Genomic DNA, 26851 nt, shown 5'->3' on the forward strand with positions numbered 1-26851 from the left:
AAAATCATCTGCAAAATGCCGTAACTGTCATACATCATAATATGAAAAGCACAGCTTGCAGCCTTAATAATTATACACCTTCAGGAGACAAATACACCAATTTACGGACAAAATCTTTTAAAAAATTTTTCGGAGGTCATGCCATGGGGGCGGTTTTTGCGCTTGAGGCCGAATAAGACATCTTCCTTGTCCTTATTAATGAGGTTGACACCCTCCAGGCAGGACAGGGAGGCTTTAAAGCCCAATTCCTTGATTATTTCCTTGGATTCGCTGCTTATTGCTCCATAGGGGTATGTAAAAGTATTTGGTGTAATGCCGCAAGCGTCCTTCAATTTGTTCTGCAGCTTCATAATATCGTCAGTGAGCATATTCCTGTAACTTTCCAGGGATTCGCCCTTTTTTCTTTTGGCTCCGTTTCTTTTGTTGATGGAGTGGAGGCTGTAGGAATGATTTTGGATCTCAAAAAAACCGGAATCATGCATGGCTTTTATCTGATCCCAGGATACATGGGCATAGGCAGGGTCGTTTGTGGGATAAGGCGCCTTTGAAAAGGCTTCGGTGTAGGAACCTATAACCGATATCACTGCCTTCATATTATACTTTTGCAGCACGGGCTGACCATATAAATAATTATTCAGATTTCCGTCGTCAAAGGTGATTATAACCGGTTTAAGAGGAATATCACCATTGTTGTATACGTAATTGATAAGGTCTGTCATGGTAATGGAATTATAGTTGTGTTCACTCAGATATCTGATGTCGTCTTCAAATTCGGTCGGTGTGATTACATACTTGCCCAGGTGGGAACTCTTTAATATGCTGTGGTACATTACAATTGGTACGGCAATACCATCTTCTGTTATTTGGCCGCCTTCAACGTCGGTAAAGGCATCGGTTACCGAAGACAAAACAAGGATGGAACAAAGGGCCAGAGTGAAAGAGACAGCAATAATAAGTGAAATATATCCGGCCAGCCTGTTATTCGAAAAAAGCTTCATCAATAACACCTCATAGTATCATATTATTAAAAATCATAGCCACTGTTCTGTTCCATGATGTCGTAAACCCTGTAATAGTCACGGGTCTCTTCGTCCTTTACAACAGCAGAACGGTTTTTCTGAAGCAGATTTACAATCTCATAAACGTTGATCCATAATTCGTTTACGCATTCCTTCTGAGATTCGTCAAAAATTATCTGCATGCCGAAATGGAGATGGGGAGTAGTTATATTATTTACATTTTCCCTTGTGCTGTAACCGGTCATACCCAGATAACCGATGACTTCTCCTGCTTTGACCACTTTTCCTTCATACAGGTCCGAATGGAAGGGCTTATCTTTTCTCAAATGAGCGTAATAATAATATCTCTTCTGGTCAAAGCTTCTGATACCAATCCTCCAGCCTCCGTACATGTTCCAGCCCATAGCTTCCACAATGCCCGATTCCACAGCCATAACGGGAGTTCCAATGGACCCCATGAGATCATTTCCCAGATGCTTTCTGGCATAGCCAAAGCTGCGGCCGGTTCCGAAATCGTCATAATGACTGAAACTATAACCCCTGGCAATGGGTGAAAAAACTTTAAGACCGTATTTTCTTTCCCATTTCAAATCGCCATTGTTGTCCTGGTCTTTGACCTGGATTTCATATTCGCCTACAAAATTTCCAAGGATTGCATCATAAGCTTCATAGTAGTAATTATAATATTTCATATTTTCGGTCAGCTGCTGAATTGTCTGGCCCTTATTAAGTTTTGCAACCAGCTCATCCATGTCTTTCGACTTGTATTTCTTGAAATCTCCTCCGTACCTGGCTCCCAAATATGCAAGCAGCTCCACCCAGTTGAGCTGTATCTCCTTGTTATGGGATTTCACATCAAGGGTTAGGGCCTTTTCCATGGCCTCATAACAGGCATTGAATTCCACCCATTTAATGAATTTTTTCTCACCTGTGGAATCAACCGCTACCACAGAGAAAACCTTACTGCTGTCGTTATAGATTACCAGAGTGGAGGTAGCAAGGAGTGCTATTATCAGTACAAAGGCGATTAAAATTTTATATATATTTCTATTTGGGAACTTATCCAATTTAGGGCCACCTTTCCAATATAAATATAAATTAAATTTACTACTATAAACTTTATGCTGTTTCATCAAAACATATCCTTATTGGAGCTAAAAAGTCGTCTGTAATATTTTTCAATAAATTAGTGATTTACTTTATTAAAGTTATGAAGTAAAATACCATATGAGAGTAATTTACCATGGTAAATTATCTGCAGCGTATAGAGAAAACAGACCATGCAGCAGCATGGCTCAAATTAAAAACTACTTATCGGAAATTTCCCCGTAACAAAACATGTTTTAGATGTTACAGACTACCAGTGGGATCCGGTCAGATTGTGAAGGGATGGATTATTTTGAAAAAGAGATCATTAACTAAAGTTTTGGCATGTATTATAGCAGCAGTGTTCATATTTGCAGGCTGCGGAGTAAACAACGGAGCAGCGTCGAAAACTGCGTCAGCCTCATCATCAACTGCCCAATCGTCGGCAGCGGCTGCCGGAACATCAGAAGCAGGTACTGCTGCTGAAGCAACTCCAGCCTCCGATTCTTCATGGGACAAGGTCAGGGAAAAAGGCGAATTTGTTCTTGGACTGGATGAAAGCTTCCCGCCAATGGGCTACAGAGATGAAAAGAACAATATTGTGGGTTATGATGTTGACCTGGCTCAGGAGGTTGCAAACAGACTGGGTGTTAAATTGAAGCTCCAGCCCATCAACTGGGACACCAAGGAGCAGGAACTCAATACAGGCAATATAGACTGCATTTGGAATGGCTTTACTATAACGAAGGAGAGAGAGGGAAACGTACTTTTCTCCGAACCGTATATGAATAATCAGCAGATTCTCGTTGTTTTGGAAGACTCAAAATACAAAACCCTTGCCGATCTGAAAGACAAATCTGTTGCCTTGCAGGCAGCTTCCAGTGCTGCTGATGCTTTAAACGGCAAAGCGGACTTTAAGTCAACACTCAGGGAAGTGGTGGAATTAAAGGATAATAACCTTTGTTTGATGGATTTGAAAACAGGCAATGTGGATGCCGTTGCAATGGACGAAGTTGTTGCAAGGTATTATATTAAAATGAAGAGTGAAAAATACAGGGTCCTGGATGAAGGCCTTTCCTACGAACAATACGGTATAGGCTTCAGAAAGACTGATGTACAGCTCATGACAAAAGTAAACGATACATTGAAGGAAATTGCCAGGGACGGAAAGATGGCTGAAATATCAAACAAATGGTTTGGCAAGGATATTTCAATAATCAAATAAATCCGGTGGTACGGATACTATTAACATATCAATCCAGGGCTGATACCGACAGGTATCAGCCTTAATTGGCAATTTTTTTAAAAAATAAATATTAAGTAGATTATGATAAAATTATTCTATATAATTACTTACATGTATTGATTTTACGGGAGGAGATTTTCTGTGGATCTTTTATTGCTGTTGGGCAAGGGAATGGTGGTAACCATTCAATTATTTTTACTCACTCTGATTTTTGCACTTCCGCTGGGTCTTGTGGTATCCTTCGGGAGGCGGTCAAAAAACTTTATTATAAATGGCTTGACAGGAATTTACATCTCAATAATGAGAGGGACCCCGTTAATACTTCAGCTGGTTGCGGTATATTTTGGCCCCTATTATATTTTTGGAGGAAAAATAGACCGGTTTACCGCCGCTATTATCGCCTTCTCCCTAAATTATGCAGCTTACTTTGCGGAAATATACAGGGGCGGGATAGAATCCATTCCCAGGGGCCAATACGAAGCAGGGGAAGTTTTAGGCTTTACAAAAGCCCAGGTGTTTTTTAAGATAATATTACCTCAGGTTATAAAGAGAATACTCCCTGCCATAAGCAATGAAGTTATCACCCTTGTAAAGGATACGGCTTTGGTGACCACCATCGGAGTAGCTGAAATGTTCAGAGCGGCAAATAATGAGATGAGCAGAATAGCCTCAATTCAGCCTTTGTTTGTTGCCGGCGTATTTTATTATATAATGAATCTTGTTGTCGCGCAGGTTTTCAAATTTACCGAGAAAAAATTAAGCTACTACAGATAAATTAACGCGTTGCTGGCCGGTTGATTTTAATTTGACAAGTAAAAAAATTACTTGTTATACCGGTACTTCCGTACTAACTTTAAGCAATGGATAGCACACAAAGCGCTTGCTTGAAATAGTACGGTTCACAACAAGTATTTTGGTGCCGTCGCAGCGACTCGGCCATCCGGGCCTCGTGTGCTGCTCAAAGTGACATCGTGTCACTTTGCCGGCTAAAATACTTGTTTTTCACCTACAAATTTCAGCAAGCACTTTTACCGTGCTCTCCATTGCTTGAAGTTGTACTCGCGTACCAGTATAATCAAGATGTTAATATCAAAACTAAAAGTAAATCTATCGGCACAACGGATTAATTTAACAGTATTCGCTTAAACCGAAAGGATGGTTGAACAGACAATGAAAATGATTGAAGCTTCGAATATATATAAGAGTTTTGGCGGAAAAGCAGTGCTGTCGGGAATCTCCATGGAGGTAAACAAGGGAGAGGTAGTGGCCGTAATAGGACCTTCAGGTTCGGGAAAGAGCACGCTTCTCAGGTGTATCAATCTTTTGGAGAGGATAGACAGGGGGCAGATAGCTGTTGAAGACGAGATAATGGTCAGGACCAACAGCCAGGGGAAAGCTGACTATGCCGACAAGCAGAAACTGCGGGCAATAAGGCTGAAAATAGGTCTGGTATTCCAGAATTTCAACCTTTTTCCCCATTTCAATGTCCTGAAGAATATAACACAAGCGCCTGTCAGTGTGGCGGGTGCCGGCAAAGAGGAAGCGAGGCAGACGGCCATGCAGCTTTTAGAGAAAATGGGCCTGGAGGACAAGGCAGACGCATATCCTTTCGAGCTGTCGGGAGGGCAGAGCCAGCGTGTTGCCATAGCAAGAGCTCTCGCTTTAAAGCCGGATGTCCTGTTTTTCGATGAACCCACCTCGGCACTTGATCCGGAACTTACACTGGAGGTTATGAAAGTTATCAGAAAGCTTGCAGAAGAGCATATGACCATGGTGGTGGTTACGCATGAGATGGGATTTGCCCGGGAAGTGGCCGACCGGGTCATATTTATGGATAATGGAGTTATTGTGGAGGAAGGAGTACCCGAAGAACTGTTCACAAATCCCAAAAACGAGAGAACCAGAATGTTTATCAAGGGTTTTAACTGACTTTAATCAACTATGGTAAATATATAAATTCAGCTGAATAAATATTAAAAAAAATAAACGGCATATCTTCCGGCACGGTGACTCAAACCAGCCATATATAAGGGCTGCGGACGATATGCTTTTTTGCTGCGTTAATAATGCATAAAATGTATAAAAAGTGTAATATATTTTGTGCTTTGTAATTATTGACATTATTTTTAGAATGTGATACTTTATTTCTTGGTTTACCATGAGTAAACAAAAAGTTTACTTTACCCAAACTGAAATAAGGTTTGTAATATTAAACCAAAAGTTTACAAATATAAAAGAGGTATCAAATGAATATTGGTGAGAAGATTAAACAGCTGCGTATCAAAAATGGGCTGACACAGGAAGAACTGGCCAACCGGTGTGAACTCTCAAAGGGGTTTATATCGCAGCTTGAGAGAAATTTGACGTCGCCTTCCATAGCAACACTTATGGATATACTCGAATCCCTGGGAACCAATTTAAAAGACTTCTTCAATGAATCGGTAAACGAAAAGGTTGTGTTTAAGAAAGATGATGTCTTCGTAAAAGAAGACAGGGATTCAGGTTTTGAAATACGATGGCTTGTTTCCAATGCACAGAAAAATATGATGGAACCCATACTGATTACATTGTCTCCCAATGGAAATTCGGAAATTGACAATCCCCACGAAGGAGAAGAATTCGGTTTTGTGGTCAGCGGTGTAATAACGGTATGTTTGGGAACACAGAAATTCAAGGTTAAAAAGGGTGAGAGCTTTTATTTTAAGCCCAGTGCACCTCACAATATATTAAATGCAGGTAAGAGCAATGCGGTGGTATTATGGGTTTCATCTCCGCCGAATTTTTAAATATGGAGAACTTGGGGGAAGAGTATGAACGGGAGTCAGCCAATTATTTTATTAAAGGAAATCAGGAAGAACTTCGGACAAACAGAGGTTCTGAACAATATCAACCTATATGTGCTAAAAAATGAATTTGTTACGCTGCTGGGGCCCAGCGGATGCGGAAAGACTACAACCCTGAGAATTATCGGAGGCTTCGAGACTCCCGACAGCGGAGATGTGTTTTTTGAAGGCAACCGAATAAATAATGTACCTCCCTATCAAAGAAAGGTCAATACGGTCTTTCAGAAGTATGCGCTGTTTCCGCATATGAATGTATACGACAACATAGCTTTTGGGCTTAAGATAAAGAAAATGGACAAGGCGGTCATCGGCAAAAAAGTGGATGAAATGCTTGAAATGGTCAATCTCCAGGGTTTTCAAAAGAGATCGGTGGAGTCTCTGTCAGGAGGACAGCAGCAGAGAGTGGCAATTGCCAGGGCACTTGTGAACCAGCCTGAGGTGCTCTTGCTGGATGAGCCTCTGGGAGCCCTTGACCTGAAGCTCAGAAAGGAAATGCAGCTGGAGCTGAAAAACATACACAAAAGGACAGGAATAACCTTTGTCTATGTCACCCATGATCAGGAAGAGGCTTTGACCATGTCGGACACAATAGTTGTCATGAACAAGGGTAAAATCCAGCAGATAGGTACTCCCCAGATGATATACAACGAGCCTAAGAATGCTTTTGTAGCTGACTTCATAGGGGAGAGCAATATCATAAAGGGTAAAATGCTCAAGGACTACTCTGTTGAGTTTGCAGGCCATGTTTTCGAATGTCTGGACAAGGGGTTTGAACCTAATGAGGATATCGACGTGGTTGTCAGACCCGAAGACATAAAGCTTGTCAATGTGGAAAATGCAATGATATCAGGAGTGGTAAAATCGGTTACCTTTAAAGGTGTTCATTTTGAAATGCTGGTGGAGGGACAGGGTGTCACCTGGACGCTGCACAATACCGAAATGGCCCAGGTGGGCACCGCCATAGGCATGTCCCTCAATCCCAATGATATTCATATAATGAAAAGGACGGGAAGTGTATGAACAGAAAGTGGGTTTCCTATCCATACCTGATATGGATGATTATTTTTATAGTTATTCCTTCATTCCTGATCCTTTTCTATGCTTTTACCGCCAGAGACGGGCAGGGAATAAGATTTACCCTGGACAACTTTTACAAGTTCTGTGAACCCATATATATATCGGTGCTGCTGAAATCCCTTGGATTGGCTTTATTCAGCACTTTTGTCTGTCTGGTAGTGGGTTATCCGGTTGCCATGATACTGGCCAGCAAGCAGTTCAGCAAAAGTGCAACCCTGTCCATGCTGTTTATAATTCCAATGTGGATGAATTTTTTGCTCAGAACCTATTCCTGGCTTACGCTGCTTGAAAAGAACGGAATAATAAATTCCATATTGTCCTTCTTTAACCTGCCGAAGATAGATATTTTATATACCGATGCGGCGGTAGTACTCGGTATGGTTTACAACTTTCTGCCGTTTATGATACTGCCGATTTATACGGTACTTATGAAAATAGACGGCAAGCTGGTTGAAGCGGCACAGGATCTGGGCGGAAACAGTATGACGGTTTTCAGAAGAATAACCCTGCCACTGAGCATACCCGGTGTCATGTCGGGAATAACAATGGTATTTATGCCGGCCGTCACGACCTTCGTTATTTCAAAATTACTGGGGGGCGGGCAATATACGCTCATAGGCAATTTCATTGAAAGGCAGTTTATTCAGCTCAGTGACTGGAATTTCGGTTCGGCCATTTCAATGATAATGATGATATTCATACTTATAAGTATTTGGATTATGTCCAAATTTGATGAGGACAAGGGAGGAGGAGCTGCGCTTTGGTAAAAAAAATTATAATGAAGTCCTATCTTGGACTGATTTTACTGTTCATGTACCTCCCCATAGTGGTACTCATCGTTTTCTCGTTCAACAAGTCAAAATCCCGGGGAAACTGGTCGGGCTTTACTTTGAAATGGTACAGGGAGCTTTTTACCAACTCCCAGATTATGGATTCACTGTATAATACGCTGATGCTGGCTTTGATCTCGTCAATAGTGGCAGTGCTCATAGGAACTTTTGCCGCTATCGGTATTCATAATATGAAGAAGTTCAAAAAATCAGTTGTTATGAATCTCACATACCTGCCTGTTTTGAACCCTGACATTGTAACAGGGGTATCACTGATGATAATGTTTGTTTTCATAGGCTCGCTGATAGGCTTGAAGCTGGGTTTTCTGACAATGCTGCTGGCTCATATCACCTTCAACATACCCTATGTCATATTATCGGTGCTGCCGAAGCTGAAGCAGATGAACAAGCATATGTATGAAGCCGCTCTGGACCTTGGAGCCACATCCATGTATGCGCTCAGGAAAGTAATACTTCCCGAGATAATGCCGGGGATTATTTCAGGCTTCCTTATGGCTTTTACACTGTCCATTGACGATTTTGTCATCAGCTATTTCACTTCGGGCTCGGGGGTGGCAAACCTGTCCATAACCATATATTCAATGGCCAGAACAGGTGTAAAGCCTACGATAAATGCCCTGTCGACCTTGATGTTTGTGAGTGTGCTGCTGCTATTGATTTTGATTAATATCCGTTCTTCACGTGAAGAGAAAAAGAAAAGGCAGTATGATGCCTGAGATTAATTTAATTGTTGGAGGTTGCTAATAAGATGAAAAGATTTTTATCCAAATTATTGGTTCTGGCAGTGGTACTGTCAACGGCAGCACTTGCAGGCTGCGGAACAGCCGGTTCTACAGCAGGGGGTTCGGGTGATAAGGTAACTCTCAAGGTCTACAACTGGGGTGACTATATAGGTGAGGACGTAATAGAAAAATTTGAGAAGCAATATAACATAGATGTGGTATATGATACCTTCTCGGACAATGAGGTAATGCACACAAAGCTCAAATCAGGGGGCGCTGATTATGATGTTGCCATCCCGTCGGATTATATGATAAGACGTATGATCGACGAGGGTATGGTTAAAAAGCTGGATTTTAACAATATTCCCAATTACAAATATATTGACCAAAAATTCAGGGACCTTGCTTTCGACCCTACAAACGAATATTCCGTACCTTATATGTGGGGGACGGTAGGTATCATATACAATAAGACCATGGTAACCGACCAGGTAGACAGCTGGAATATTCTCTGGAATGATAAGTATAAGAAGCAGGTATTTATGCTGGACAGCCAGAGAGACTCCATAGGGATTACTCTTAAAAAGCTGGGATTCTCTCTGAACACCAAAAAGACGGAGGAATTGGAAAAGGCAAAGCAGGAGCTTATAAAGCAAAAGCAGCTGGGTGTGGTTCAATCCTATGTGGGGGATGAAGTCAAAGATAAGATGATTATGGGTGAGGCTGCCTTTGCAGTGGTATGGTCGGGTGATGCTGTATTTATGAAGCGCGAAAACCCTGATCTGGAATATGTAATTCCGAAGGAAGGCAGCAACCTCTGGGTCGATTCAATGGTGGTACTGAACAGCACCAAACACCAGAAGGAGGCAGAGCAGTTTATAAACTTCATGTGCGAGACTGATATCGCTTTTGAAAATGCGGATTATATCGGATACTCCACACCTCACTCAGAGGCTAAGAAGAAAATGTCTCCCGACCTTCTCAATGATATTGCGGCATATCCGACTGACGAGCAGACAAAGAACTGTGAGGTATTCGAAGATCTTGCCGGTTCCATAAAGGAATACGACAGGATATGGACAGAAATTTCAGCAGAGTAAAACAGAATATTACAGGCTAAAGAGGATGTACCGGATCAGATTTTCCGGTGCATCCTTTTTTGGAGTGTGGAGGTTTATATTTTTTTAACAAGGGTCCGAGTATCTCACAAAATAACTTATTTATCCGGCATTAATACATATTAAGTAATTTTTGGAAATGCTAGAATTTAATTAACCTGGGAGCCGGTTTAAATTGACTTTCAAGTTTACAGTTAATTGGTTTATGTTAATTATACCGTCTCATGGTTCAGTAACTGCAAATCTTATTAAAGGAGACCTGAATTATGTTAAGAAAGAAAATTTTTTCTCTTACCCTCTGTTTTGCTCTAACGCTGGGAATATGCCCTGTAACGGGTGAGCCCGGTACTGTTCTGGCAAGCACGTCGGGACATACTGCGCATCCCATCGGAACAGGTGCCTCTTTCGACAACAATCCTCTTAAAGGTTTTGTGCCCTTTGACGGGAGCACCACAACCTTCCCGCACAGCCTTGAATGGTTCTACATTCCGGTAAGGGATGTTCAGACAGGGATGAATACCTTTAATTGGTCGGCTCTGGAAACCAGGCTGAATGCTATTTCAGGCAGGGGACATCAGGCCGTATTCCGTTTTTATTATGATTATCCCGGAGTGTCCACAGGTGTGCCGCAGTTTCTCATAGACGGCGGACTGACCATGCGCCGCTACGATGAGCCCGCGGATTTGGGCGGCGCAGGCTACTGTCCCGATTACGAAAATCAGACCTTCAGAAATTCCATGCAAAATTTTATCAAGGCCTTCGGTACTAAATATGACGGCGACCCGAGAATCGGATATATAACGCTGGGGCTTTTGGGGTTCTGGGGAGAATGGCATAATTGGCCCTATGATGAAGATACTTCCGACGGCAAACCCAACTGGAACATTTCCAATACTGTATATAATGAGGTTTTGACAACTTTTGACGCATATTTCAGCAAAACGCAGTTATGTGTGAGGGAGCCGAAAGCAGGTGTGCCAAATGCCAGTGCAAATATAGGCTATCATGATGATTCTTTCGGTTATGCAACCTTATCTTCAGGGGCAGGAGGCCAAACCTGGAGTTTTGTACAGAAGTTAATAAATTTAAATCAGCAGAATAAATGGACTTCAAATTGTATAGGAGGAGAAGTATATCCTCCCGATCAGAGTACTATTTTTGCAAGTACCCCATGGAAGGGCTCCACAAATCAAACCTGGGCCGCCTGCTTAAGTGAAGCACATCCTACCTGGCTCATGTGTGAGCAGATAAAAAATTATACCGGCACCACTTTGGCCAATGCCAGGACGGCCTCCAAACAGTTGGGTTATGACTTCCAGGTTGCTGCTGCGTATTATGACAATTTATCTTCGTCCTCTGCCTTGTACCTGGGAATAGATATTAAAAACATTGGTATTGCTCCGTTCTATTATGACCATACAATGTGGCCGGTACAAATAGGGGTGAAGCAGGGCGGCACCCTGGTTAAAAGCTGGACCACCACATGGGACCTGAATACAATACCAGCAGGCGGTTCGGTAAAAACCTTTGAACACACTGTAAGCTCACCCGGATTGGCGTCGGGTACCTACAATATGTGCATAAAGGTTATCAATCCGCTTTCAAACGGAAATAAGCTGGGGTTTGCAAATGTCGGACAAAATTCAGACGGCTGGCTGGATCTGGGGAGTTTAACCGTGGGCGGAACGGTGCCGCCGCCAACCGGAAGCATAACAATTGACGGGGATGCCTCGGATTGGAGCGGCATATCATCTCTGGCAACGGCGGCAGGTCAAACGGCAACCAGCCTTAAGGTGACTAATGATGCAAACTACATATACTTTTGTGTCCAGGGGAGTAACCTGTCTGCAAATGGCCAAATATTTATCAATGCCGATAATAACTCTGCTACGGGTTATGTGGAAGGAAGCTGGACCGATTCGGGCTGCGACTATATGATTGAAACCGATACGCTGTACAGCCATCCTGCAAATAACAACAACTGGAGCTGGAATGATCTGGGCACATCAAATGTGACCGTTTCAAGGAATGCATCGGTATATGAGGCCAGGATTGCCAGGTCTGCAATTGGCAGCCCCGGCGGAACAATACGTGCAGGCTTCAAGGATATGAACGGCAACTGGGAGCTGGTATGCAGACTTCCTGCATCAGGAGCACTCCCGGGCTATACATTGAAATAGAGTTAGATGTTTGTATGTGAGTTATAAAGGGTGGACTGCAAAGCTTGTGTGCTGCAGTCTACCCTTTTCTTGTTGTCATGAAAAGTATGAATTTCTGGTACTAAAATAAGTGTTGAAATATCCGTGATAAATTATTTTGCGTGCGATGAGACAATATGATAATAGTTCGCGAGGCCGACCTCTGGAAATGGCAGCCCGGGAGAACTAATACCAACTTGCAATGTCATCCATGCTGGTTATCTATACATGAAGTTAGTCCGGGAGTACAGTTTATATAAAAAACACATGGATAAAGCAAGCGACAATTTATAACCACAACCGTTCAAATAAATTTTTTCCTATACTTATTCGGCGATATCCCCATCACATTTTTAAAGAACTTCTGAAAGACAATGGGATCCCGGTAGCCTGATAAACCGGCAACCTCCACTATTGAAAAGGAACTGTCCTTCAGGAGTTCACAGGCCTTATTGATCCTGTACTGGGACAGATATTTACGGGGCGAGGTGTTCAGGAATTGTTTGAACAGGGAGGAGAGATAGCTTCTATTCAGCCCGATATGGCTTGCAAGCTGGGAAATGCTGATATCCCGCATATAATTGTTCTGGATGAATTCTATGGATTTTCTTATATAGTGATTCTTGCTGTAGACGTTTTTGTTGTTGATAATATCTTCCCGGGAGTTTTCAATCAATTCCGAGAAGAGCATATAGAGAAGTGCCTGGAGGCGCAGGGTGGCTCCATATCTATACTCCTCAAAGGACTTTACCATATCAAGCAGGCAGTTCTTCAAGAGCTCTCCCCGGGTAAAAGTGAAGACGGGATTTTGTTTTGACAGCCCGGCAAGTTCCAGATAGGACCTGGCATTTAAGCCGTGGAACCCCACCCACGCATATTTCCAGGGATTTGTGATGCCGGCCTCATAATGGGAAAGTTCATTTGGACACAGCAGAAAACCTTGGTTTTTTACAAGCCTGTATTCCTTGCCCCCGACTTTGAGAATGCCTTCACCCTCCAATATGTAGTGCAGCAGGAAATGCTCCCTCACTGCCGGACCCCAGGAATAACCCTCCCGGCATGATGAAATGCCGCAATAATACATAAATAAATCGGCTGAGTGTGAATTGTCATTAACACTTATTACCTTACTCCTGTCATCAGTATATAGTTCCCTTATCGGGGCCGGAATCTCCTTTAGGATTTCACCGTTATCCAAATATAAGGTAAAATCATTTCTTTTCATTACATTACCCCCATTAACAAAATAATGAATTTTAAAGAAATATGACCTTTGATTTTACGTGTAAATAGTATGACTCTGCTGTGATTTAATCTGCTTTTTTTATATAATACGGCAGCCTGCCAAGAGGTACTTCTATATCTTTTACTGCCGGTCCAAGCACGGTACTTCCGTCGTCGCCCACCCATATTCCGGCAGGGAAGGTAACGGCTCTGCCTCTGGCGCCTTTCTCCAGAACAGGGGCAACCAGGATGTCATCCCCCAGCATGAATTGATCGTTTATTCTTTCATAATTGCAGCCTGGGAATACGTATTCCATATGCCTGATAACAGGTTGGCCCGTGCCGGCAGAATTCCTGGCTAATTCCAGAATGCCGGGAGCAAGCTTCTGACGCAGTTCTATCATATCGGAGCAATATTTGAAGTGCTCCTTGTCCAGAACCCTCCAGGGTGCAATGGAGAACTGTATGATGGGGAACAGCAGTGAACACTGGAGAAATCTTACAAAGAGCTCCTGGTCGATTTTAAAGTCGGGTGAATTGATATCTCCTTCCATACCGCCGCCTATCATGTCGGGGCAGTTAAAAGGATATCCGATCAAGCCCTGTAAAAGGCCGTTGGGTATTAAGCTGTCCAGCCCGTTTCCGGCCCACGCCGGTTTTTTATCCTTTTGCCTCTGAATGAGATGGCGGCCGCCGCAGCCCCAGCAGGCCCTGTATTCACTTAAACTGTAATCCAGACCGATTTTTGCATAGGCTTCACAGTCATAATTAGAATAGGGAAGGAATTCCCAGCTGTACGGTTTGTTCCAATCGGCCAAATCCGTTCCGCTGGGGTCACCGGCGTCAAATTTGAAGCCATCGACACCGTATTTATTTATCAGTAATTGCAGCTGAGCTTTAAACCATTGTACGGCAGCGCTGTTGGTATAATCCAGAACGGCGCTGTAGCCGTTCCACCATCTTCTTATGGCCGGTGTTCCATCCTTTGCCTTCAGGAGCAGCCCCTTGGCCTGAAGCTCTCTGAAAATGCAGCTGTCAGGGCTGACATAGGGGCATACCCATAACATGACTTTAAACCCCAGCTTATGCAGCGTATCAATCATCTTTTTTGGATCGGGGAAATTGACAGCTGAGAAATCCCAATTGCCGTAGTCCTTCATCCAGTTATCATCAATTATCATAATTCCGGGAGGCATTCCGTTTTCTATTATGGAGTTTGCATAACTGAGTACTTTTTCCTGGGTTGGTTTATAAAACATCTCTATCCACGTATTATACTGGGGAGAGAGGAAAGCCAGCTCATCGGGCAATTTGCCCGCCGGAGGAAAATATTTGTGTGAAACATGTTTATAAACGGTCCTGAGATTTTCAAAGCCCTCTTCAAAGATAATAGTTTCATTTGAAGCTATAGTTAATTTTTTATCCTGAAACTTAAAGGTATAAGGGGAATTGCACCATATATACCGACCCTTATTGGATATTAATAAGGGGACTCCCTGGTTTTCCTCCAGATTGTTCAGGTTCCTGCTGAAGAGGCCGCCGCCGAAGGGGGTTCTGATGCCGTCGCTGACAGCGCCGCCCCACCAGAATTCACCCGGTAACAGGGGTATTTCATAATGTTTGGTATTCATTGAGTGATCCTTTCTTTATATGTATTCTTTTATAAACAAACGATAATAGCTTGAGAGGCACATAAGGCGGGAAATTCAATCACCCCTTTGTGTTATAAGCCGGTCCAGCCAAACGGTCCGGTTTTCAAGACGGGATATTTCCGCTGCAAAGGCCATCAAATGGCTTTGAAGGGAAGCCCTGGCAGAGGTAAGCCCATCTGCTTCAGAACCTGAGCTTACCAGGCGGACAAAATCCTTCATCAAGCCGTAGTCCCCGCCTCCATGACCGTATGCGGCGGAATCTCCGGTTATTTCATAATTTAAAACCGGATAGGCTTCAGCTTGTTTTTCACCGAAAATATGAACTTCAATCTCGTTTTTTTCCATATGCCCCCGGATCTGCCCCTTGGTTCCCATTGCCTTGACGGTTCGCCCGCCGTCGGCTGTAAAGGCACACATGGTAAAAGATGCGGTGGCTCCTCTTTCAAATTCCAGATTGACCACCTGATGGTCTACAACATCATTGTCACAATGGTAGACACAACGGCCATAAGGCCCTTCCTTTAAAGCTTTGGTCCTCCCTTCAAGACTTAAATCATTGCTGATTGCCGAAGTGGGCCAGCCTGTGTCACCGGTCAGATACTGTCCCGGTGCATAGTAGATACAGCTGCCGCTCACAGGACAGCCGTCCAGACACCTTTTTGGAGAGCCCTCGGGGGCATTGCTGCTTTTGAAATGACTAAGGGAACCGAAAGAGGATACCTTTGTGCATTTTTGATCTATCAGCCAGGAGATTATATCCATATCATGACAGGATTTTTGCAGGATCATGGGACTGGATTCCCCGGCATTTCTCCAGTTGCCCCTGACAAAACTGTGAGCCTGATGCCAGTAGGCCACATTTTCAGTTTGCTGTATGGACATGATATCCCCGATTTTTCCACCGGCTATTATATCCTTTAATGCGGCGTAAAAAGGGCTGTATCTCAGCACATGGCAGACTGAGATAAACCTTTTGTTCCTGGCGGCGCACCGCTCCATTTCCATACATTCGGACATGTTATTTGACATGGGCTTTTCCAGAAGGATGTGGTAGCCCTTCTCCAGGGCCTCAAGAGCGGGTTTGTAATGCATTCTGTCCTGGGTGCATATAAATGCCGTATCGGCCATCCGGGGCCTGCCCAGAAGCTCCTGCCAGGATGTAAAACTGTTTTCTTCAGGGATATTATGCGCTTTGCAAAACATGCTTCTCCGGGCCTCATTGGGTTCGGCCACCGCAACAAACTTTATTTCGCCGGGGTTTTGAAGGGCATATGCTGCGTATACATCCATTCCGCGGAGTCCGGCACCAATTAAAACAGCGGTTATTGTTTTCATTAAAAATCCTCCCTTGTTTGATCTTTATTTAATCTTGGATTTAAGATACTTACAGATGAGCTTGAAGAATAGATCAAAAAAATGTAAAAGTTAATGTAAAAGTTAATGTAAATAAATTTTTTCCGGTTGGAAAATGTTTAAGTTAATTTATTGTTATATTATTTGGGAATATTAATAAGAATTTTGAAGCAGAGAATTTGTTTTTCTACTGAATCATAATAAAATAGCCCGTTTTAAAAGTCAATTCATTGTTAATTCATTATAAAAAAATTAAAAAAATGTACAGTTAAAATGTTAATTTTGTTAACATAAATGAATTTATTGAAATTTACTTGGGGTGATTGCCTATGCTAAGATTTTTCTGAAAGGGCAAACCAAATCGATGCAAAGGATGATGCAGATGGACGCAAGCAGTATGGAAATTAAAAATAAAAGTATAGGGGTATATCAGCCGGGCAAAATTAAAAAAAGCAAAAAAGACAGATTTATCAAAGAGTTCAGAGATAATAAAATGCTTTATCTGATGACTCTTCCGGGAATAGTAGTGCTGCTGATATTCTGTTATGTGCCTATGTCGGGAATTTATATGGCATTTACTGATTACAACATCAAGCAGGGGATATTCGGAAGTAAATTCGTAGGCTTTCAAAACTTTTTATACTTTTTTACAGACGGTGGAATGGCTCTCAGAGTCACCTACAATACAATTATTTTAAATGTGTTTTATATTATAACCGGACTTGTTTTCCCCATATCCATTTCAATATTTCTAAATGAGATTAACAGTAAAATATTTAAAAAAGCTACTCAGATGTTCCTGTTTTTCCCCTACTTTCTCTCCTGGGTTGTAATCGGAGCCATCATATACAGTCTCTTTAGTTCCGATGTCGGCGTAGTGAACACAATATTAAAAAGCTTTGGAATGGAACCGGTGAGATGGTATGCGGAGCCTAAATATTGGAAGGCGATACTGGTGGGAGCCAATGTCTGGAAGTGGACGGGATACAGCACTATAGTATATCTGGCAGCCATGGTGAATTTCGATTATGCACTGTATGAAGCGGCAATTGTCGACGGCGCTACAAAATTCCAGCAGATACGGAGCATCACCCTTCCATTGATAAAGCCTACAGCTGTTGTATTGACATTACTTTCGGTAGGAAGGATTTTTTATGGGGATTTTGCAATGATCTATGGTATTGTGGGAGACAACGGAGTCCTTAGCAACGCCACTACGGTAATTGACACATATGTGTATTCGGCAATGAGAACCCTGGGTTTTTCACTTGCCTCCGCCATAGGTCTTTATCAGTCGGTAATGGGACTTATACTGGTAACACTGACAAATCACCTGGCAAAGAAAATAAATGACGGAGAAGGTTTATTCTAAAGGAGATGGTACTTGTATGAAAAAGAGTTTATCAGATAGGATTTTTGTTTTTATAGCTTATACTTTCCTGGCTTTATTTGCTTTGTTTTGCCTATATCCGCTGCTCCTTACCCTTGGAGTGTCGCTGTCGGATGAAAATACGGTGGCGGTGAAGGGCTATAGCCTGATACCTGAGAAATTTTCGCTGGATACATATAAGTATTTGTTTTTAAACAGCGGTCAAAGGATTATCAGGTCTTATGGGATAACTATTTTCGTCACCACGACAGGCACCCTTTCAGCTCTTCTGATTACTGCGATGATGGCGTTTGCCCTGTCAATAAAGACTCTTAAATACAGAAATATAATTGCGGCATACAGTAATTTTACCATAATTTTTTCTGCCGGAATGATCCCCTGGTATATAGTATGTGTAAACTATCTGCACTTTTCAAATAATATATTTGGGCTGATTTGTCCCTACCTGCTAAGCGTATGGAACCTCTTTCTGCTGAGAAGTTATTTTCAGGCAATACCTGACAGCATCATAGAATCGGCCAAAATAGACGGAGCCAACTACTTTCAGATATTCGCCGGGATTGCAGTTCCGCTCACAAGCACAGGTTTGCTTACGGTGGGCATGATGTACGCACTGCAGTATTGGAATGACTGGTGGCTGTCTGTTATGTTCATTACAAAAAGAGATTTGTTTCCCCTTCAGTATTATCTTTTTAATATAATGTCAAATGTGCAGGCGCTTACATCTGGCAGAGTCAGCAATATAGGTTCAAAAATCAGTCTCCCTACCGAAACGGTAAAAATGGCTGTTACAGTTGTAGCAATCGGTCCCATTATATTTATTTATCCATTTATCCAGAGGTATTTTGTCAAGGGAATAATGGCAGGAGCGGTAAAAGGCTAGGATACGTTCAGTCCATGAATCTGAGAAAAGGAATGTCAAAAAGCATTCTTTTAATAAAAAAATATTTTTAGGAGGTACAAAATGTTAAATTTGAAAAAGGCTTCATCAGTTATTGTTGTGCTGGCTCTTACCACATCCATGCTGATAGGCTGCGGCAAAAGCTCCGAGCAGCCTGCAGCAGAAAGCACAAGCAGTGCCGGAACAAACAGTACCGCGGCTGCGTCTACTGAGACCGGCGGTGTTCCGAAGGATTTTGTAGAACTGAAGGTACTTTACCCCGGTGACATGTCAGGGCGTATGGAAGACTTTCTCAACAATGAATATAAAGACAGGCTGAAAAATGATCTTAACATGAGCCTGGAAGTCATGTATTCACCCTGGGACCAGTATTGGAATAAAAAAGATATGATGCTGGCGGCAAATGAGCAGATCGATTGGTACTGGGACGGTTTTTCAAACTTGAGCCAGATAACTTCCAAAAATCAGAACATTCCTCTGGATGACCTGCTGAAATATGCACCCGACCTTCTGAAGGCAATACCAATGGAAAACATAAATGCGGCTAAAATTAACGGCAAAATAATGGGTATACCGGCAACAAACGCTCCCACGTCAGCAATGCTGCAGCAGGTTGATATAAGACAGGATTTACTTGAGGCTGTTGGGATGACTGAAATTAAAACTACGGCTGACCTGAAGCAGTTCGGAGAAAAAGTAAAGGCAAAATATCCGGATATGAATGCAGGTTCCCATCCTGTAATTTCGGCTCTGGCAAGAGAGTTTTCAGACCAGGGGCTTATATTTATAACCGATTCCTTCATGTTGTGCGCCGGACAGGATGACAATAAAATATACAGCTTCTATGAAACCGATGCATATAAAAAGCTTTGTGAGTACAACAGGGAGTTATATCTGGAAAAACTCTATACCGATGATGTCACCATCAAATATAACGAAGGCGATGCCAGAATGAAGACCGGCAAGTACATTTGGGGAGAGGCGTCCCTGGGCAAAAATCTGGAAATAATCCAGGATGTGAGAAAGAATGCTCCCGATGCAAGGTTGGAGACATACCTCATAGCTCCCGAAAAGCCAAAGTACAGAGCATCTCCCAGTGGTGAAGTGATATGCATATCTCCAACAAGTGCCAACCCTGAAAGAACTGTTATGTATCTCAACTGGATATTCAAGAATCAGGACAATTATCTCACCACTATCTACGGTGTGAAGGACAAGGACTATAAAATAGAAAATAACAGAATAAAACTCCTGACAAACGACAGTTTCTTCTATGAGTGGATGTTCAGGAATGTAAATTATCAAATGTTTACCGATGATGTAAGCGATAAGTATATTGAAACATACAAGAACTGGGATAAGGATTCCAAGCTTTCAAATACCTTCGGCTTCGTATTTGATTCCTCTTCTGTAAAAACAGAGGAAGCCAGGATTAAGGATGTGGTAGGAAAACAACTGGTTCCCATGTCCACAGGGTTCATTGATTCCAAGGATAATTACGAAAAGGCAATGAAAGCGCTGAAGACCGCAGGTATAGACAAATACAGAGAAGAGTGCCAGAAGCAGTTCGACGCATTTCTTGCAGGAAAATAAAAACTGAATATACCGGCAGAAATAAATAACATCAATAATGACATTAATAGTCAACATCAATAAATAATTGCCATAAAGTACATGCCTGAAATCTTACAGCTCATCACAGGAGTTTCAATATAATTTCAGGCGTGTACTTTTAATCGAGTTCCATTTACCCAAGTCATACTGCTTTTAAAAAATTACGGAGGTTCCGAGTAATGAAGGCTTTTACCCAAGACGATAAATCAATAGAAATACTGGAAAATTTTTATGAGACCCTGAAAACTGCAAGGATAGTTGAAGATTACATACCTGAGAAATCCCTGGCGGAATTTTTTATGAGGGATAATACTGATTTCTTAAAATTTGAATTTGTCAGTGAGGCAAATTATTATTTGCAGCTTCCCGGAGAAGCCATTGATGACTTGGCAGAATTGGTCGACAAAATATATGCCAGCGGGGAACTTATCAAATTTGTACAGTATTGCCATCTCAGGATTTATCACATGGAGGAATATGATGAAAAAAGAATCCTTGATCCATACAGGCTTAAGGAAATACTTGGAGAACAGGCCAATTTGCTGCCGGTATTGATTTTAATATCAGGTATTCATGGTACAATTAATTATTATAAAGCCAAGGGTATTGAAAATGAGATTTTAATAGCTACACTCAAAACCCTGAAGGATTTCATGTGCGGTTTTAAAAGCAGGTATGGCTGCTGGGGAATCGATGACTTTAAATGGCTGACCCACTTTTTTTATGGCAGAATTTTCAGAATCGGGAGACTTAATTTTTATCCAAAATACTTTGAGAGCAGATTGCTTGTATACCGGAATATCAATAACGGCAGGGTATGTGCCCTATCGGAACCGGATGTCACATATACGAGCGAAGGCAAAGTTGTCGGAACCAACGGAATATTTAATACTGAAAATTCTTTTGTGGCAGTGTATGAAGAAGATGACGGCTGCATATGCGGCAATCCCGTTTTGCCCTCGGGACATGCCCTGAAGGAGACGGTAAAACTGTCAAAGAATGAATGGATGCGGGTTCTGTCCAAAGGTGATATAGTATTGGATGTGCATATTCCGGGAGGAACCGGGCTGGACAATGAGGAATGCAGAAAAGCCTTTGTCGAGGCGGTTTCCTTCTATAGAACATATTTTGATTATCAGGAATGCAGGGGCTTTGTGTGTGAGTCCTGGCTGCTGGACCCTCAAATGCAGCAGTTGCTTCCAAAGACTTCAAATATATTCAGGTTCCAGCGGGAATTCTACCTGTATCCGGTGCTTTCGGATGAAAAACAGACTTTTCAGAATTTATTCGGTGCCGGGCATACCGACTTAAGCAAAGTGAAAATAGTTACAAGTCTTCAGACAGCTGTGGCCGGTTATATGAAAAAGGGCAATCATATGTGTATGGGCGGAATGTTTATGCTGGAAAGTGATTTGAAAAATTGGGGAAGTGAGTTTTATCAGAAGGATTTCAGCTGGATGCTTGACGGGAGACTGAAAAATTAACTTGATAAAATATATATGCAGGGGTAATATTAGTTTACAAAAAACTCAAAGGAAGGCTGTGTATGATTAATAGGGAAGTTCTTTCAAGTGCTATACGGTCAAAGAAACTGCTAATAAAACTTCTTTTAAGTTATTTGGGAACCGCAATAGTTGCGGTATTATTAATCACATTGCTCAATACTTATTGGGTAAAAAATGAGAGCATAAAGGATATCAATTCCATTACCGAGCTGGCACTTTCAAATATTGCCGTGCTGGGGACAAATATGTTTGAATCCACGCAAAACATGGCTTTTGTACTATATAACGATCCCTATGTGAAGAATCTGCTGAGCTCCAGTGAGATTAACGGATTGGATATCATGGGTGTCACCTATGATATAGAAAGACTTAAGATATCCAATCCTTCTATTTTTTCAGTATACGTATGGAATAAAAACTCAATAGTTTTTAGAACCAGCAGGGGAATCGGCTATGAAGAAAGCCATGAAACCATATCTGAAATTGTAAAGGAAGGACCTGTATTATATCCCGTTCCGAGAAGGATAAGCAATAACAACGACAAACCGGTGGACGTATATACAATAATTTATCATGAGCCGGGACTCGGAGATGATTCTGCAATTGTACTTAATATTGATGCCAATGCACTTTATAATCAAGTCTATACCGAGTTTTCCAAACCTCAGCAGGATATTTTTATTGTTGATAAAACCGGAAAAGTTTTATTACATAATGATATTGAAAGATTATCGACAAATATAAAAAATGAAACCTATTTCAGAAACGCAGCCGCTGCCGGCCGCAGCTCGGGAAGCTTCAGTGTCTATGAGGGCGGGCATAACTGGGTGTATAACTACGTTATTGCAAAAAACAAAAAGTATATCGTATTTAGTAAAAGTGAATACAGCATGCTGTTCAGCAAGGTCACCAAAATCAGAAATACAATCCTGCTGACCTGTTCTGTTGTTCTTGTGCTTATTTTTTTCCTGTCAATAATGCTGTCAAGATGGCTTTATACACCTATAAACAATGTATTCAGCAATATAAGCGTACTTTTTAAAGGCTCAAATATAAGTCAACCCGATAAGCCCGAAAACAATGAATATAAATTTATTTCACAGGCGGTTGGAAGTCTGGTTCAAAGGTTGAATACCCTGGAGAAGGATAATGAATCAAATTTTAATATCATGCGCACGGCATTTTTCAAGTCGGTGCTGACCGAGCCCGGCAATATTAATAAGGATATATTCCCTGATAATATATTGAAATACAAGATCCTCAATGCAATCAATGACAACTACTGTATTATTGTAATGAGGCTGGATAATTACAGTGATTTTCTTTTGAATAATAATAAAGAGGCTATAGACTTCCAGCTGAGCTCAATAGGCAATATCTCCTCCGAGACCCTCAAAGAAATTTCAACCAGTACTTATTTTGTTATGGACAATGAGCATTTGGTTCTGGTCATATCAGACATAAACAGGGATAACACAGGGTATGAAGAAGAAATCATAGAGGCTGTGGAGCACGCCCAGGATTCCATACTCAAATTGCTCAATATAGGCATTACCATTGGAATAAGCGGAGTATCCAGTAATATTTTTGACATTAAGGATAAATACGATGAGGCCTTTGGCCTTACAAACTATAGATTTATCCATGGGAAAAATACTATTTTTACCGGAAAGACTGTTAAAATCAAAGAGATGGAAAAAGATAAGGTGAATCATTATGCAAATGCCATACTGAATTCTATTAAGAATGGCTCAAAAGATGCCTATTGTGACTTTATCTTCAAATATTACAGCCTGGTCAGGAACTGCAGCTACGACAAAATTGTCAAATTGTTTTTTCAGCTTGCCAATTCCATACTGCATTTGCCTGAGGAGCTCCAAACCACCCATAAGGGAAGTATGGAGTTTGACATTCAGGACATATATGCAAAGATCAGGAGTTTTGAAAGCTATGAGGATTTGATAAACTGGTTTGAGGAATTATTTGATAAAACGGAAACCATCATATGCAATATAAGGAATAAGAAAAACCCTGATCTGATTGAGCAGGTCTTAAAATATATAAACGAGAATTACAGAGACAGCAATATATCCGCAAATATCATAGCCGATAAATTATCCATCACCCCGCAGTATTTCAGCAAAATTTTTAATGAGTATGCAGGTGTCAGCTTCCCTGACTATATCAATAATGTCCGTCTGGAAAAGGCCAAGGAACTCATATTGTCAAATGAAAAACTGAATATTGGCAGTATATATGAAATGGTAGGCTATAATAACAGATCTTATTTTACCTCATCCTTTACAAAAAAATATGGTATTTCTCCCGGCAGGTTCAGGAGCGAAACAGCCAGCAAAAAAATAAGCGAATCCTAGTGCGCAAGCCTTATGTATAATATGCCGTTTTGCTGAATTAACTCCTCGGTTAGAATAATTTGCTTCATGTTGGTAATAATATAGGCTAAATTATAAATGAAAGCAAAAATAATTAATTACTTAATTATTTTTGCTTTCTCATTAGGAGGAGTTATATGGGTAAGTTAGCAGGCACCGAGACATCCATAAATCTCGCAAGAGCATTTGCCGGAGAATCACAGGCCAGAAACAGGTATACTTTCTATGCCGAATACGCCAAAAAGGAAGGACATGCCATAATCGAACAGGAGTTTAAGACAATCGCCGAAAACGAGCGGGCTCATGCAAAAGTATTTTATGATCTGTTGGTGGACGGTATGGGCGGACCCAGCAATGTCAATATTGATGCCGGATATCCCTTTGAGACGGGGGATACGTTGGCAAACCTCAATGCGGCAGCTCATGGTGAACACGAGGAACATTCAAAGATATATCCGGCATTTGCAGATGTGGCTAAAAAGGAAGGCTTTCCACAGGCTGAGGCTGCTTTCAGGATGATAGCCAACATTGAAAAAGAGCATGAAAAAAAGTTCAAGCAGATAGCCGAGGAGTTGAACAGCAAAACCCTGTATCAAAAGAAAGAACCGGTTCAGTGGGTTTGCGCCAACTGCGGACATATTCATCAGGGAACCGATGCACCGGGTATATGTCCGGTTTGTAAATATGCGCAGGGGTGGTTTGAGGTAAAAACCAATTAACTATTAAATATAACCATTTATATAAATGGTTATATTTAATAGTTGGAATTAATAGAAATTATCAGGTAGGAGTATAATTAGTTAAAAACTTAACAAACTTAAGATAACCGTCGGAATTTTGAGATCAATACAGTTATTTTTGCTGAATTGATCTGTAGAAAGAAAGATTGTTAAATAATAAACGAAAACATTGTTGTTTTTTTAACAATCTTTATCTATAATAATTGTAGGATAACAAATATAGTTTATAAACCAAAATTAATTATAAACAGGAGGTAAGAAATTATGTGGGAAAACAAGATTGACATTAATCAGGTTGTGGAAATCAGAGCAAAGACAACTGCCTTTTTCGGAGTGGGAGCCATTAACAAGATGGAGGATGTTGCTAAAAATTTATCCTCCAGAGGCATTAAAAAGGTTATGGTAATGACCGGAAAGAGCTCACATATCAAAACAGGTGCGTGGGAGGTAACAAAGAAGGCTCTTGAAGCAAACGGAATAGAGTATTTACTTTACAGCAAGGTTACTCCAAATCCTACTGTTGATCAGGTTGATGAAGCGGCTGCAGAAGCAAAAAGCTTTGGAGCCCAGGCCGTTATCGCTATCGGCGGAGGAAGCCCCATCGATGCTGCAAAGAGTGTGGCAATACTTATATCATACCCCGAAAAGAATGCTGCAGAGCTTTACGAGCTTAAATTTGCTCCGGATACGGCTGTGCCATTGGTTGCAATAAACCTTACCCACGGTACCGGAACCGAAGTTGACAGGTTTGCAGTTGTAAGTATACCTGCCAAGGAATACAAGCCTGCAATTGCATACGACTGCATTTATCCCGTATATGCCATTGATGATCCGGCTCTGATGACCAAGCTGCCGGCCGATCAAACCCTGTATGTTTCGGTAGATGCAATAAATCATGTCGTCGAAGCTTCAACAAGTATTGTGACAAACCCATTGGCCATATTGCTGGCAAAGGAAACCATCCGTCTGGTTGCCAAGTATTTGCCGGTAGCCGTGAAGGAGCCTGAAAACCTTACGGCAAGATATTACCTGTTGTATGCGTCGTTAATTGCAGGAACATCCTTTGACAATGGATTACTCCATTTCACTCACGCGCTTGAGCATCCGTTAAGTGCTGTAAAGCCTGAATTGGCACATGGACTGGGTTTGTCAATGCTGCTGCCGGCAGTGGTTAAGGAAATATATCCTGCCTCGGGAGAAGTTCTGGCAGAAATATTCGAACCTATACTTCCAGGCCTCAAGGGAACAGCAGATGAAGCCGACAAGGCCTTTGCGGGCATCAGAAAGTGGCTTAACGAGATCGGTGTTACTGCAAGTCTGAAGGATGAAGGCTTTGATGAGAGTGTGGTTGAAAAACTGGTCAACCTGGCATTCGAAACTCCAAGCCTTGACGGACTGCTGGCAATAGCTCCTGTCAAAGCAACAAGGGAAGCGGTAAGGAACATATATACAAATTCACTTTAATGGATATAAGAAAGCTTACCCTCTATTAACAATGTACAATACGTTTTTGAGAGGGTAATATTCCATGATACTAACATAAAGCAGCTGTTTACGGGTCGGTAAGCAGCTGCTTTATGTATTAATTGTTACTCTCAGCTTAAAAGGATTTTTCATGCTAACCTCCATTTCGCCGGTACCGCCGGCGACACAAATAGTAATGAAAAGTGGTGTGCGGTCCCACCCTCATGGTATATATAAGTTGAGGAAGAAGATATACTACAAAGCACGACGAGGTGAGTTGTAGACTGCTCTTCTCAGCTTAAATCAGTAAGCTAACCAGTGTAAGAATCGCCTTTCAAGCACAAATAAGTGGTTCTATAAGTCCGCACGCTAATCATTGCTTTAGCTTCTCGTTAAATGTGTGGTGGTTCAGTCAATGTCTTCCTCCTATTAATTTCAAAGGAGGTTATATCATG

21 protein-coding genes are annotated in these 26851 nt (G+C 41.7%); 16 read left to right on the top strand and 5 right to left on the bottom strand.

Going from position 1 to position 26851, the window contains the following annotated elements; all coding sequences use genetic code 11:
* Window positions 1-101 precede the first annotated feature (101 nt).
* Complete coding sequence (locus T344_RS0126525) at window positions 102-998, bottom strand: polysaccharide deacetylase family protein (protein ID WP_207641882.1); 897 nt, start codon at window positions 996-998, stop codon at window positions 102-104.
* Window positions 999-1024: 26 nt separating this feature from the next.
* Window positions 1025-2086, bottom strand: a complete 1062-nt coding sequence (locus T344_RS0126530; protein WP_027631214.1) for a M23 family metallopeptidase — start codon at window positions 2084-2086, stop codon at window positions 1025-1027.
* Between the two features lie 332 nt (window positions 2087-2418).
* Between T344_RS0126530 and T344_RS0126535 the strand changes: the two genes are divergently transcribed.
* The 9 genes from T344_RS0126535 (at window position 2419) to T344_RS29420 (ending at window position 12142) form a co-directional block, all read left to right on the top strand.
* Window positions 2419-3330 carry an amino acid ABC transporter substrate-binding protein gene (locus tag T344_RS0126535; RefSeq protein ID WP_027631215.1) on the top strand — a complete coding sequence of 304 codons (912 nt, stop codon included), beginning with the start codon at window positions 2419-2421 and terminating at the stop codon, window positions 3328-3330.
* A gap of 162 nt (window positions 3331-3492) precedes the next feature.
* Window positions 3493-4125 (top strand): amino acid ABC transporter permease, encoded by a 633-nt coding sequence (locus T344_RS0126540; protein WP_027631216.1) that lies wholly within the window; start codon window positions 3493-3495, stop codon window positions 4123-4125.
* Between the two features lie 396 nt (window positions 4126-4521).
* On the top strand, window positions 4522-5280 hold the full coding sequence (locus T344_RS0126545) for an amino acid ABC transporter ATP-binding protein (RefSeq protein ID WP_027631217.1): 759 nt from the start codon (window positions 4522-4524) through the stop codon (window positions 5278-5280).
* A gap of 317 nt (window positions 5281-5597) precedes the next feature.
* Window positions 5598-6137, top strand: a complete 540-nt coding sequence (locus T344_RS0126550) for a helix-turn-helix domain-containing protein (protein ID WP_027631218.1) — start codon at window positions 5598-5600, stop codon at window positions 6135-6137.
* A 24-nt stretch (window positions 6138-6161) separates the two neighbouring features.
* Window positions 6162-7214, top strand: a complete 1053-nt coding sequence (gene potA / locus T344_RS0126555) for a spermidine/putrescine ABC transporter ATP-binding protein (RefSeq protein WP_027631219.1) — start codon at window positions 6162-6164, stop codon at window positions 7212-7214.
* On the top strand, window positions 7211-8038 hold the full coding sequence (locus T344_RS0126560) for an ABC transporter permease (RefSeq protein WP_027631220.1): 828 nt from the start codon (window positions 7211-7213) through the stop codon (window positions 8036-8038). Before potA ends, T344_RS0126560 begins: the two co-directional genes overlap by 4 nt.
* On the top strand, window positions 8032-8838 hold the full coding sequence (locus tag T344_RS0126565) for an ABC transporter permease (protein WP_027631221.1): 807 nt from the start codon (window positions 8032-8034) through the stop codon (window positions 8836-8838). The genes T344_RS0126560 and T344_RS0126565 overlap by 7 nt, the downstream gene beginning before the upstream one ends.
* 32 nt (window positions 8839-8870) lie before the next feature.
* Complete coding sequence (locus T344_RS0126570) at window positions 8871-9944, top strand: ABC transporter substrate-binding protein (protein WP_027631222.1); 1074 nt, start codon at window positions 8871-8873, stop codon at window positions 9942-9944.
* A gap of 284 nt (window positions 9945-10228) precedes the next feature.
* The gene (locus T344_RS29420; RefSeq protein WP_051572316.1) at window positions 10229-12142 is read left to right on the top strand and encodes a DUF4832 domain-containing protein; all 1914 of its coding nucleotides are present in this window, start codon (window positions 10229-10231) and stop codon (window positions 12140-12142) included.
* Window positions 12143-12464: 322 nt separating this feature from the next.
* On the opposite strand, the gene T344_RS0126580 is transcribed toward T344_RS29420, so the two are convergent.
* The 3 genes from T344_RS0126580 to T344_RS0126590 all read right to left on the bottom strand — a co-directional run bounded on the left by T344_RS0126580 (window position 12465) and on the right by T344_RS0126590 (window position 16371).
* Window positions 12465-13385, bottom strand: a complete 921-nt coding sequence (locus T344_RS0126580) for an AraC family transcriptional regulator (protein WP_084331353.1) — start codon at window positions 13383-13385, stop codon at window positions 12465-12467.
* 85 nt (window positions 13386-13470) lie between these two features.
* A complete protein-coding gene (locus tag T344_RS0126585) occupies window positions 13471-15015 on the bottom strand; it encodes a glycoside hydrolase family 31 protein (RefSeq protein WP_027631224.1) in 1545 nt (514 codons plus the stop codon).
* A gap of 75 nt (window positions 15016-15090) precedes the next feature.
* Window positions 15091-16371, bottom strand: coding sequence for a Gfo/Idh/MocA family protein (locus T344_RS0126590; RefSeq protein ID WP_027631225.1), 1281 nt, complete (start codon window positions 16369-16371; stop codon window positions 15091-15093).
* 400 nt (window positions 16372-16771) lie between these two features.
* Here T344_RS0126590 and T344_RS0126595 point away from each other — a divergent pair, with 400 nt between their 5' ends.
* From T344_RS0126595 to T344_RS0126625, 7 genes are all read left to right on the top strand, one after another.
* A complete protein-coding gene (locus T344_RS0126595; protein ID WP_084331354.1) occupies window positions 16772-17761 on the top strand; it encodes an ABC transporter permease in 990 nt (329 codons plus the stop codon).
* A 16-nt stretch (window positions 17762-17777) separates the two neighbouring features.
* A complete protein-coding gene (locus tag T344_RS0126600) occupies window positions 17778-18662 on the top strand; it encodes a carbohydrate ABC transporter permease (protein WP_027631227.1) in 885 nt (294 codons plus the stop codon).
* Between the two features lie 81 nt (window positions 18663-18743).
* Window positions 18744-20273 carry an ABC transporter substrate-binding protein gene (locus T344_RS0126605; protein ID WP_034863304.1) on the top strand — a complete coding sequence of 510 codons (1530 nt, stop codon included), beginning with the start codon at window positions 18744-18746 and terminating at the stop codon, window positions 20271-20273.
* Window positions 20274-20473: 200 nt separating this feature from the next.
* The gene (locus T344_RS30135; RefSeq protein WP_027631229.1) at window positions 20474-21778 is read left to right on the top strand and encodes an acyltransferase domain-containing protein; all 1305 of its coding nucleotides are present in this window, start codon (window positions 20474-20476) and stop codon (window positions 21776-21778) included.
* Window positions 21779-21840: 62 nt separating this feature from the next.
* The gene (locus tag T344_RS0126615) at window positions 21841-24174 is read left to right on the top strand and encodes an AraC family transcriptional regulator (RefSeq protein ID WP_027631230.1); all 2334 of its coding nucleotides are present in this window, start codon (window positions 21841-21843) and stop codon (window positions 24172-24174) included.
* Window positions 24175-24329: 155 nt separating this feature from the next.
* Entirely contained in the window at window positions 24330-24911 is a 582-nt protein-coding gene (gene rbr / locus T344_RS0126620) for a rubrerythrin (RefSeq protein ID WP_027631231.1), read from the top strand.
* Window positions 24912-25196: 285 nt separating this feature from the next.
* Complete coding sequence (locus T344_RS0126625; RefSeq protein WP_027631232.1) at window positions 25197-26396, top strand: iron-containing alcohol dehydrogenase; 1200 nt, start codon at window positions 25197-25199, stop codon at window positions 26394-26396.
* Window positions 26397-26851 lie beyond the last annotated feature (455 nt).

The sequence above is a fragment of the Ruminiclostridium cellobioparum DSM 1351 = ATCC 15832 genome (assembly GCF_000621505.1).
Lineage (GTDB): Bacteria > Bacillota > Clostridia > Acetivibrionales > DSM-1351 > Ruminiclostridium > Ruminiclostridium cellobioparum.

Excerpts from the sequence above, each read along its gene's own strand:
- T344_RS0126525 (WP_207641882.1), bottom strand. The coding sequence starts at position 998 with ATGAAGCTTTTTTCGAATAACAGGCTGGCCGGATATATTTCACTTATT.
- T344_RS0126545 (WP_027631217.1), top strand. The coding sequence starts at position 4,522 with ATGAAAATGATTGAAGCTTCGAATATATATAAGAGTTTTGGCGGAAAA.
- T344_RS0126550 (WP_027631218.1), top strand. The coding sequence starts at position 5,598 with ATGAATATTGGTGAGAAGATTAAACAGCTGCGTATCAAAAATGGGCTG.
- potA (WP_027631219.1), top strand. The coding sequence starts at position 6,162 with ATGAACGGGAGTCAGCCAATTATTTTATTAAAGGAAATCAGGAAGAAC.
- T344_RS0126560 (WP_027631220.1), top strand. The coding sequence starts at position 7,211 with ATGAACAGAAAGTGGGTTTCCTATCCATACCTGATATGGATGATTATT.
- T344_RS0126570 (WP_027631222.1), top strand. The coding sequence starts at position 8,871 with ATGAAAAGATTTTTATCCAAATTATTGGTTCTGGCAGTGGTACTGTCA.
- T344_RS29420 (WP_051572316.1), top strand. The coding sequence starts at position 10,229 with ATGTTAAGAAAGAAAATTTTTTCTCTTACCCTCTGTTTTGCTCTAACG.
- T344_RS0126580 (WP_084331353.1), bottom strand. The coding sequence starts at position 13,385 with ATGAAAAGAAATGATTTTACCTTATATTTGGATAACGGTGAAATCCTA.
- T344_RS0126585 (WP_027631224.1), bottom strand. The coding sequence starts at position 15,015 with ATGAATACCAAACATTATGAAATACCCCTGTTACCGGGTGAATTCTGG.
- T344_RS0126590 (WP_027631225.1), bottom strand. The coding sequence starts at position 16,371 with ATGAAAACAATAACCGCTGTTTTAATTGGTGCCGGACTCCGCGGAATG.
- T344_RS0126595 (WP_084331354.1), top strand. The coding sequence starts at position 16,772 with ATGGACGCAAGCAGTATGGAAATTAAAAATAAAAGTATAGGGGTATAT.
- T344_RS0126600 (WP_027631227.1), top strand. The coding sequence starts at position 17,778 with ATGAAAAAGAGTTTATCAGATAGGATTTTTGTTTTTATAGCTTATACT.
- T344_RS0126605 (WP_034863304.1), top strand. The coding sequence starts at position 18,744 with ATGTTAAATTTGAAAAAGGCTTCATCAGTTATTGTTGTGCTGGCTCTT.
- T344_RS30135 (WP_027631229.1), top strand. The coding sequence starts at position 20,474 with ATGAAGGCTTTTACCCAAGACGATAAATCAATAGAAATACTGGAAAAT.
- T344_RS0126615 (WP_027631230.1), top strand. The coding sequence starts at position 21,841 with ATGATTAATAGGGAAGTTCTTTCAAGTGCTATACGGTCAAAGAAACTG.
- rbr (WP_027631231.1), top strand. The coding sequence starts at position 24,330 with ATGGGTAAGTTAGCAGGCACCGAGACATCCATAAATCTCGCAAGAGCA.
- T344_RS0126625 (WP_027631232.1), top strand. The coding sequence starts at position 25,197 with ATGTGGGAAAACAAGATTGACATTAATCAGGTTGTGGAAATCAGAGCA.